Source organism: Janibacter sp. CFPM2_SD2, from assembly GCF_057364645.1.
The window spans coordinates 1-8,587 of record NZ_JBNFOF010000137.1 but is presented as its reverse complement, the minus strand read 5'-3'; the positions used below and the strand labels follow the sequence as shown (position 1 = coordinate 8,587).

The 8,587-nt window shown below is 72.0% G+C and carries 8 protein-coding genes and 3 pseudogenes; 9 read left to right on the top strand and 2 right to left on the bottom strand.

The features are described from left to right. Positions 1 to 673: LysR substrate-binding domain-containing protein (locus tag AC2W7J_RS12625; protein WP_485982777.1), on the top strand; the 673-nt coding region annotated here is incomplete at its 5' end. Positions 674 to 703: 30 nt separating this feature from the next. On the opposite strand, the gene AC2W7J_RS12620 is transcribed toward AC2W7J_RS12625, so the two are convergent. Beyond that, entirely contained in the window at positions 704 to 1,903 is a 1,200-nt protein-coding gene (locus tag AC2W7J_RS12620) for a Fic family protein (RefSeq protein ID WP_485982775.1), read from the bottom strand. A 123-nt stretch (positions 1,904 to 2,026) separates the two neighbouring features. Between AC2W7J_RS12620 and AC2W7J_RS12615 the strand changes: the two genes are divergently transcribed. From AC2W7J_RS12615 to AC2W7J_RS12580, 8 genes and pseudogenes are all read left to right on the top strand, one after another. Then, positions 2,027 to 2,497, top strand: coding sequence for a hypothetical protein (locus AC2W7J_RS12615; RefSeq protein ID WP_427802430.1), 471 nt, complete (start codon positions 2,027 to 2,029; stop codon positions 2,495 to 2,497). A 79-nt stretch (positions 2,498 to 2,576) separates the two neighbouring features. Beyond that, on the top strand, positions 2,577 to 4,595 hold the full coding sequence (locus AC2W7J_RS12610) for an oxidoreductase (protein ID WP_485982773.1): 2,019 nt from the start codon (positions 2,577 to 2,579) through the stop codon (positions 4,593 to 4,595). A 72-nt stretch (positions 4,596 to 4,667) separates the two neighbouring features. Further along, positions 4,668 to 5,492, top strand: a pseudogene (locus AC2W7J_RS12605) (helicase-related protein); the annotation flags it as partial. Positions 5,493 to 5,511: 19 nt separating this feature from the next. Next, positions 5,512 to 5,589: pseudogene (locus AC2W7J_RS12600) on the top strand (MerR family DNA-binding transcriptional regulator); the annotation flags it as partial. A gap of 15 nt (positions 5,590 to 5,604) precedes the next feature. Continuing rightward, entirely contained in the window at positions 5,605 to 5,832 is a 228-nt protein-coding gene (locus AC2W7J_RS12595) for a MerR family transcriptional regulator (protein WP_485982783.1), read from the top strand. Between the two features lie 153 nt (positions 5,833 to 5,985). Then, positions 5,986 to 6,198, top strand: a complete 213-nt coding sequence (locus AC2W7J_RS12590; protein ID WP_485982781.1) for a hypothetical protein — start codon at positions 5,986 to 5,988, stop codon at positions 6,196 to 6,198. Further along, positions 6,195 to 6,842 carry an alpha/beta hydrolase gene (locus tag AC2W7J_RS12585; protein WP_485982779.1) on the top strand — a complete coding sequence of 216 codons (648 nt, stop codon included), beginning with the start codon at positions 6,195 to 6,197 and terminating at the stop codon, positions 6,840 to 6,842. Before AC2W7J_RS12590 ends, AC2W7J_RS12585 begins: the two co-directional genes overlap by 4 nt. 174 nt (positions 6,843 to 7,016) lie before the next feature. Further along, positions 7,017 to 7,895 (top strand): LysR family transcriptional regulator, encoded by an 879-nt coding sequence (locus AC2W7J_RS12580; RefSeq protein WP_485982771.1) that lies wholly within the window; start codon positions 7,017 to 7,019, stop codon positions 7,893 to 7,895. Between the two features lie 193 nt (positions 7,896 to 8,088). On the opposite strand, the pseudogene AC2W7J_RS12575 reads toward AC2W7J_RS12580, so the two are convergent. Next, positions 8,089 to 8,475 (bottom strand): annotated as a pseudogene (locus AC2W7J_RS12575) (LysR family transcriptional regulator substrate-binding protein); the annotation flags it as partial. Positions 8,476 to 8,587 lie beyond the last annotated feature (112 nt).

The following is an 8,587-nucleotide window of genomic DNA, read 5'->3' as shown; positions in this document are numbered from 1 at the left end:
TGCCTGGGCGCGGCAGGTGCTGCGCGAGGCCGACACGATGCGCTCGGGCCTGGCCTCGCTGCGGGGAGCCCGGCGGGGCGAGGTGAGCGTCGCGGCCAGCCTGACGATCGCCGAGCACATCCTGCCGCGCTGGCTCGGTGAGCTGCGCGACCGCCTCGAGGTCCACCCCCAGCTGCACGTCGTCAACAGCGACCGGGTCGCCGACATGGTCCGTAGCCGGCTCGTGGACATCGGCTTCGTCGAGACGACGATGACGACCCCTGGCCTCGAGCACCGCGTCGTCGGCGCCGACCGACTCGTCGTCGTCGTGCCACCCGACCACCCCTGGGCGCGACGCCGTTCGCCGCTGAGCGCACCAGCACTCGGCGCTGCCGAGTGGGTGCTGCGCGAGGAGGGTAGCGGGACGCGCAGCACCTTCGAGCGGGCGCTCGGGCAGCGGCCGACCTGGCCCTGCAGGCAGGCTCGACCGCTGCGCTGCTCGGCGCGGTCCGCGCCGGTCTCGGGCCGGGCGGTGGTCTCGCAGCGGGCGGTCGACGCCGAGGTGGACGCCGGGGGGCTCGTCGTCGTGCCGACCACCCTCGACCTGGAGCGACCGCTGACAGCGGTGTGGCGCAAGGGCGCTCGCCTCAGCCCGGCGACCTCGGCGCTGCTGGCGGTGGCCTCGGGAGGATGACCGCAGCGTCGCCCCCTTCGTCAGGTGACGTCAGCCGCGTCGAGCCCGCTCGCCGAAGGCGTCCAGCGCGCTGGTCACCTCAGGTGCGACCCACGCGACGTAGCGCTGCCTGCCGCTTGCACGACTGACGATGTCGTGGTCGCGCAGCCGGGCGATCACGGCATCGGCTGCTGGCTGCGAGAGGCCGATCTCGGTCTGGATCGTCGCGGAGGTGATGACGGGCTGCCGCAGCAGCAGGGTGAGCACCCGCCAGATCGCGGCCGTGCGCCGCGCGGTGATCCTCGCCGTCCACGTCTCGTGGATCTCGACGAGGTCGTGCGCGAGCTGCCGGCCATTGCCGATCGCGGCGAAGGCGGCGTCGGCGAACCGGGTGACGATCGGGGCTGCGTCACCCTCGCGATAGGCCGTGAGGGCGTCGACGTAGCTGCGGGTGTCGCCGAGGAGACCGGCGGAGACGGGGACGGTGGCGCGGGTCGTCGCGCCGGAGTGCTGGAGCATGGCGTGCACGAGGGCTCGCCCCACGCGTCCGTTGCCGTCGACGAAGGGATGGATCGTCTCGAACTGCGCGTGCGCGATCGCGCACTGCACGACGAGGGGCACGTCGGTGCGCCCGATGAAGGCGCACAGGTCGTCGATGGCCGCGGGGACCCGGTCGTGGTGCGGGGCGACGAAGCTCGCCCCGTGCGGTGAGACCGACGAGCCGCCGACCCAGACCTGCTGGTCGCGGAAGGCACCCGGGTCCGCAGTCGGCGTGCCGTGCATGAGGGCCGCGTGCACGGCGAGGATCGAGGCGGGCGAGATCTCCTCGGCGAGCTCGACGGCGCGCCGCATCGCCTCGACATTGGCGGCGACCAGCTGGGCATTGCTGCCGGGGCGGGCCAGGTCGAGCTCCGCCATGGCGAGCGCCCGCGCCCCGGCAGTGACGTCCTCGATCTGGGAGGAGGAGGCCGACTCGGTGCGCAGCAGGACCGAGGCGAGCGGGGCCAGCTCGGCGCCCGGCAGCAGGGTCGACAGCTCGGCGTCGAAGCGTGAGATCTCGGCCCGCGCGTCGTCGGCAGCTGCAGCAGCGTCTGCCGTGATCGTGGGAACGAGCGTCGCGATGCGTCGCGGGATGGCGGCCTCGTACCTCGACGTGATCCGGGCGCGCTGGCTGCGGGAGAGGACCTGCCGAGGATCGCGATCCCACGGCAGGGTCTCCCAGGTGATCGAGGTGTCGCCTGCACGAGCCATGGGACGATTTTACATAGGGTAAGTGTTCTTCACCTATGTTAGGTGCACGTGGCGGGCCGTCAGGTCCCAATCATCGCGGGCCCGCCGGAGTACTGTGCCCCCAGGGGATCGAAGGGGGACGCGATGTCGCGTTGGCAGTGGGCCGTGGTGGCCGTGGTCATGTCCGTCGTGCTGGTGGGGGCAGGGGCCTATGTGCTCGTCGGGCCGCGGGAGCAGGTGCCGGTGCCGACGGCGCAGGCGACGCCCGAGGAGGTGGCTCGCGCGTGGATCGACGCCGCCAACGCCCGCGACCTGGGCACGATGCGGGCGATCGCGTCGGAGGACCGGGCGGATCACTTCGTGCCGTCCTACGTCGACCTGCTGACCCAGCAGGACCTCGTCGTCACCGACGACAGCATCGGCAGGGCGCGGGACTACTGGCTGGCCGGCACGAGGCTGAAGGGCTGGCAGCAGGTCCAGTACGTGCCGGTGCAGTTCCGGGTGCTCCAGTCCGACGGGTCCTTCTCCCCGACGAGTCGCACGACCTGGGGCTACGTCTTCGCGCGCAACGGCGACGACGAGCGGTGGCGCCTCGTCGACCAGGGCGTCGGCTGAGCCGCGACACCTTCCGCGACCACCGGTCGACGTGGCAGACTCCACCTAGACAACAAATTGACCATTGGAGTCGTCGACCATGCCTCACTCGTACCCGCACCTGCTCGAGCCGATCACCGTCGGGCGGACCACCCTGCGCAACCGCGTCCTCATGGGCTCGATGCACGTCGGCCTCGAGGAGCAGCCCGACGGCTTCGAACGGATGGCCGCCTTCTACGCCGAGCGGGCGAAGGGGGGAGCCGGCCTCATCGTCACCGGCGGCATCGCGCCCAACGACGAGGGCGCCCCGCTGCCCGGGGGCAAGACGCTGACGAGCGAGACCGACGTCGCCGACCACCGCCTCATCACCGACGCGGTCCACGCCGAGGGCGGCAAGATCGCGATGCAGATCCTGCACACGGGCCGCTACGCCTACCACCCGCAGATGGTCGCGCCGTCACCGATCCAGGCGCCGATCAGCCGCTTCGTCCCGCGGGAGATGACCGAGGACGACATCCAGCGCACGATCGAGGACTACGCGCGTTGCGCCCGCCTGGCCCAGCAGGCCGGCTATGACGGCGTTGAGATCATGGGCTCCGAGGGCTACCTCATCAACCAGTTCATCGTCACGCGGACCAACCAGCGCACCGATGGCTGGGGCGGCTCCTCCGCCAACCGCATGCGCTTCCCGCTCGAGATCATCCGCCGCGTGCGCGCCGCCGTCGGCGACGACTTCGTCCTCGTCTACCGCCTGTCGATGCTCGACCTCGTGCCCGACGGCTCCACCCACGACGAGGTCGTCCGGCTCGCCCGAGAGGTCGAGGCCGCCGGCGCCGACATCATCAACACCGGCATCGGGTGGCACGAGGCCCGCGTCCCCACGATCGCCACCCAGGTCCCGCGCGCCGCATGGGCCGGCGTGACGAAGCACCTCATGGGCGCCGTCACCGTCCCGCTCGTCGCGACCAACCGGATCAACACCCCCGAGGTCGCCGAGCAGCTCCTCGCCGACGGCTTCGCCGACATGGTCTCGATGGCCCGGCCCTTCCTCGCCGACCCCGAGCTGGTCAACAAGGCCGCCGCCGGTGCCCCCGAGACGATCAACACCTGCATCGGCTGCAACCAGGCCTGCCTCGACCACACCTTCGCCGGCAAGATCACCTCCTGCCTCGTCAACCCCCGCGCCTGCCACGAGACCGAGCTGATCATCGGCCCGACCCGGCTGGCGAAGCGGATTGCCGTCGTCGGTGCCGGGCCGGCCGGCCTGGCCTTCGCCACGACCGCCGCCGAGCGCGGCCACCACGTCACGCTCTTCGACGCGGCCGACGACATCGGCGGTCAGCTCGACGTCGCGCGGCGCGTCCCCGGCAAGGAGGAGTTCGACGAGACCCTGCGCTACTTCCGGCACAAGCTCACCGACACCGGCGTCGACGTCAAGCTCGGCGCCCGTGTCGAGGCCGACGATCTCGAGGGCTACGACGAGGTGGCGATCGCCACCGGCGTCACCCCGCGTGTGCCCGAGCTGCCGGGCGTCGACCACGACAAGGTCGTCGGCTACCTCGACGTGCTGCGCGGCGGCGCCCCGGTGGGGGAGCGCGTCGCGATCCTCGGCGCGGGCGGCATCGGCTTCGACGTCGCGGCCTTCGTCACCGACCCCGGCGACGACGCGAGCCTCGACATCGCGGCCTTCCAGCAGACCTGGGGCATCGACGAGGCCGAGACCACGCCGGGTGGGCTGACCTCCCCTTCGCACCGGTCGGCAGTGCGCGAGGTGACCCTCCTGCAGCGCAAGACCTCCAAGGTCGGTGCCGGCCTGGGCATGACGACGGGCTGGATCCACCGCACCGAGCTCAAGGCCCGCGGGGTGACCATGGTCCCGGGCGTCACCTACGAGCGGATCGACGACGACGGTCTGCACGTGACCGTGGACGGGGCACCGCAGGTCCTCGACGTCGACACGATCGTCCTGTGCACCGGGCAGGAGCCCAACCGCACCCTCCACGACGAGCTGCAGGCGAAGGGGGTCACCGTGCACCTCATCGGTGGTGCCGACGTCGCCGCCGAGCTCGACGCCAAACGAGCGATCGACCAGGGCACCCGCGTCGCCGCCGCGGTCTGATGACATGACCGCACCACCGCTGCGCTACGTCGCCATCGGCGACAGCCTGTCCGAGGGCATCGGCGACGAGCCGTGGCCCAACGGCACCCCGCGCGGCTGGACCGACCGGCTCGCCGAGCTGCTCGGCGCCCACCACGCGAGGTCGACTACGCCAACCTCGCCGTGCGTGGGCTGCGCGCCCACGAGGTGCTCGCGACCCAGGTCGAGCCCGCGCTGGCGATGGCCCCGGACGTCGTGACACTCACCGCGGGGATGAACGACCTGCTGCGCCCAGCCACCGCGATCTATCAGAAGTGGCTCGAACGCAACAAGGGAAGCGAAGTCATCACCGGCGTCCTGGCCGCCGATCGCCGCAAGGCTCTCGTGGACTACTTCCGTGAAGAGGGCACGATCATGATCGCCACCGAGGCAGCTTCGGAGGGCATCAATCTGCAGTTCTGCTCCATGGTCGTGAACTACGACCTGCCCTGGAACCCGCAGCGCGTCGAGCAGCGCATCGGCCGCGCCCACCGCTTCGGCCAGCAGCACAACGTCGTGGTCGTGAACTTCTCCAACAAGGGCAACCTCGCCGAGCAACGCATCCTCGAGCTGCTGGAGGACAAGTTCCACCTCTTCAAGGGCGTCTTCGGTGCCAGCGACGAGGTGCTCGGCTCCATCGAGGACGGCCTCGACTTCGAGAAGACGATCAGCGACATCCTGAATCGCTGCAAGACCGCGGGCGACATCGAGGTCGCGTTCAACCAGCTGGAAAAGCAGTTCGAGGGCGAGATCTCGAAGGAGATGGCCAGCGCCAAAGCCAAGGTCTTCGACAACCTCGACCCCAACGTCCAGGACCGCCTCAAGTCGTACGACGCCCAGTCCGGCGAGGTGCTCAACCGCTTCGAGCAGCTCCTCCTCCGGAGTCAGTCCACGTTCCCTGCGCTACTACGAGGAGCAGGGCCTCATCCGCTCCGAGCGCACCCCGGGCGGCCGGCGCGACTTCGACCCCAGCAGAGTGGAGCGGGTCATCATGATCCAGCACCTCTTCGCCGCCGGCCTGTGCAGCGTCACCATCGTCGAGCTCCTCCCGTGCCTCGAAGCACCCGAGCACGAGCGGATCGAGGTCATGGGCCAGCTCCTGGACGAGGCCGTCACCCGGCTCGAGACCAAGCGCCGCGACGTCGAGCGCGAGCTCGCCGTGCTCGACGCGCTGCGCTGGGACACCGCCACTGCGCAGAGCAGCCGCGCGTCCTCGTAGGCGTAGTAGCCCAGGGTGCGCGTCGAGACGTACCGGCACATCGGGTCGAAGTGAGGTCTTGCCACTGGCTGCAGGGCGCGAGGCGGTTCCGGCCATGGGTCGATCGGACGGCGTGCTCGCCGCCTACACTGCCACCGAGAGGTGATGACGCGGATGGACGGACTGACGAGCGAGGCCCACGACACGATCGAGGCACTCATCGCCCCCGAGGAGCCGGCCCCCGGGTCGCTCGCGTCGGAGAAGCGTCTCACGGAGCGCACCTCGGTGCGGTCGGCCTACGCCCGCCACCACCGGGCCGTGATCTCGCCCGTGGAGGATGCGTGGTTCGGGACCCCCGGCTCGACGCCGTCGAGGCCTGCCGGATGACCACGCGTCACGATCTCGACGACCTCATGGCGGCGGTCCGCCAGAGCCGGGTGCGGGTGACCCCACGCACCCGGGCGCTCGCGCTCGTCCTGCACGGCGGCCGCTCGGTGACCGAGCAGCCCCGCCGTCACCGCGACGTCTCCTACCTGCGGATGCTCCCCTTCGCCCCCGCGCTGACGCGGGTCTCGCGCGGCGGCGTCGCTCCCGTGCTCGTGCACAACCGTCACGGCGGATGGATCGCGTCCTCGGGCACCGGGCTGGTGCAGACGCGCGAGATCGTGCGTCGTCTCTCGGACGAGCACGGCCTGCCGGTCGTCCTCCTCGGACACTCCAGCGGAGGGTGGGCGGCCCTGCACGGCGGCGGCCAGGACGAGGTGATCGGCAGCGTCGCCCTCGCCCCCTGGGTGGGTGAGCGCGACACCGTCGAGCACCTGCGGCACAAGGTCGTCCGCGTCATCCACGGCGAGGCCGACACCGTGTGCAGCCCGGAGCGTGCACGCGACTTCGTCGATCGGTTGCGCGAGCTCGGGGGCGATGCGCGCTTTCGCTCGATGAGTGGTGGGCACGCGCTGCTGGACCACCCGGGGCGGTGGCACCGGCTCGCCGCCGAGGCCGTGCTCGAGGTGGTGGAGCGACAGGCCTGAGTCTGCGCGCCACCGGTCGATCTGCTGGGTGGGGCAAGCGGTCCTGGAGAGGGCTCCGGTGCTGCTGCGGCTGGCGCAGCAGCGGGGCTGCCGATCCGGCGGCCGCCACCTGTGCCACCTCATGGATGCTCGCGCCCGGTGCGCTCGCAGTGGGGGGCATGGGACGCTGCGGCCATGGACCTCAGGCTGCTCGAGTACTTCGTCGCCGTCGTCGACCACGGCGGGGTGACCCCGGCGGCGGAGGCCCTCTACATCTCCCAGCCCTCCCTCTCGCAGGCCGTGCGCGTGCTCGAGCGCGAGCTCGGGACCGCGCTCTTCGACCGGACCAGCGCAGGGCTGGTCCTGACCCGTGCTGGTCACGACCTCGTCGGCCCCGCACGCTCGGCGCTTGCCGAGGCCGAGGGCGCCCGCCGCACCGTCGCGGAGGTCCGCGCACTGGAGCGGGGCAGGCTCACCGTCGCCTCCGTGGCGGGCCTGACGATCACCCCGGTCGCCGAGCTCGTCGCGCAGCTGCGCGCGCGTCACCCCGGGGTCGTCGTCTCGGTCGAGGACCCGGGGGGCCCCGTGGGTGTCGTGGCGTCCGTGCGCGAGGGCAGGGCCGAGGTCGGCGTCACGCCACTGACGTCGCTGCCGCGCGCCGTCGACGGCCTCGTCGTGGAGCAGCTGTGGAGCGACCGGATCGTCCTCGCAGGGGTCCCCGAGCTCGTCGCCGACCTGCCCGACCCCCTCCCTCTCGAGCGCGTGCGTGAGCTGCCGATGATCGTCGAGGTCGACGACCGGTCGGTGCCGGTGCTCGACGACCCCGAGCTCGACCGGGCGGTCGACCGGGTCGTCGTCCGCTGCGCCCTGCGTGCGACCGTGTGGGACCTCGTCGGCCGCGGTGCCGGGGTGACCCTCGTGCCGGCTCGTCTCGCCGAGCGCATCCTGCGTCGCGCCGAGCTGCGCCGGCTCGAGCCCGACGTGACCCGCACCGCCGGGATCGTCCACCGGCGCGGTCAGCTCTCGCCGGCTGCCGCCGCCTTCGTCGAGGTCGCCAGGTCCGGGGTGGGCTGAGCCATCTCCCGGGCCAGGTCGAGGAAGGCCGATGCCGCGGGGGAGAGGTGGCCCGGGTCGAAGACCAGACCGAAGGCCCGCAGCAGGGGTGGGTCGAGCGCGCGCACGACGGCGCCGCGCGAGCGCGCGAGCCGGTGAGGCTGCGCTCGATGAAGCCGCCCCCGACCCCGGCGAGGATGAAGGACATGCGCGCCTCGCGGTTGCCCACGATGACGGCCGGGGTCGGCCGCACGCCGTGGGTCGCCAGCTGGCGAGCCAGCTCGGCGACGTGCCGGTCGCCGGAGGGGACGACGACGAAGGAGTCCTCGGGGATCTCGTCCCACGCGATCGGGTCGTGAGGGGGAGCATCTGCCCCGGGCGGCAGCGCGATCCAGTACTCCTGCTGCCCGAGCTCCACGGACTCGAGGGCCTGCTGGTCGGAGGTGCGCGGCTGCGCGGCGTCGAAGGGCAGCTGGGTCAGCACGAGCTCGCAGCGACCGCTGCTGATGATGGACCTCGTGCGGCTCTCCTCGCCGAGGCGACCGAGGTGGACGACGACGCGCGGGTGACGGCGGCAGAAGCGCGCGACGAGGTCCGACAGGGTCCCGGTCGACAGGGAGGGGCAGGGTGGTGGAGTCTCGATGCGTCCCGACGAGCTCGCCCTCCTGCTGCTGCGCCGCGGCGGCCGCCGTCGCCACCGCGCGCACGGTGCG

What these genes read in the sequence shown, in the direction of transcription:
- AC2W7J_RS12585 (WP_485982779.1), top strand. Translation starts at nt 6,195, where the DNA reads ATGACCACGCGTCACGATCTCGACGACCTCATGGCGGCGGTCCGCCAG.
- AC2W7J_RS12590 (WP_485982781.1), top strand. Translation starts at nt 5,986, where the DNA reads ATGGACGGACTGACGAGCGAGGCCCACGACACGATCGAGGCACTCATC.
- AC2W7J_RS12610 (WP_485982773.1), top strand. Translation starts at nt 2,577, where the DNA reads ATGCCTCACTCGTACCCGCACCTGCTCGAGCCGATCACCGTCGGGCGG.
- AC2W7J_RS12595 (WP_485982783.1), top strand. Translation starts at nt 5,605, where the DNA reads ATGATCCAGCACCTCTTCGCCGCCGGCCTGTGCAGCGTCACCATCGTC.
- AC2W7J_RS12620 (WP_485982775.1), bottom strand. Translation starts at nt 1,903, where the DNA reads ATGGCTCGTGCAGGCGACACCTCGATCACCTGGGAGACCCTGCCGTGG.
- AC2W7J_RS12615 (WP_427802430.1), top strand. Translation starts at nt 2,027, where the DNA reads ATGTCGCGTTGGCAGTGGGCCGTGGTGGCCGTGGTCATGTCCGTCGTG.
- AC2W7J_RS12580 (WP_485982771.1), top strand. Translation starts at nt 7,017, where the DNA reads ATGGACCTCAGGCTGCTCGAGTACTTCGTCGCCGTCGTCGACCACGGC.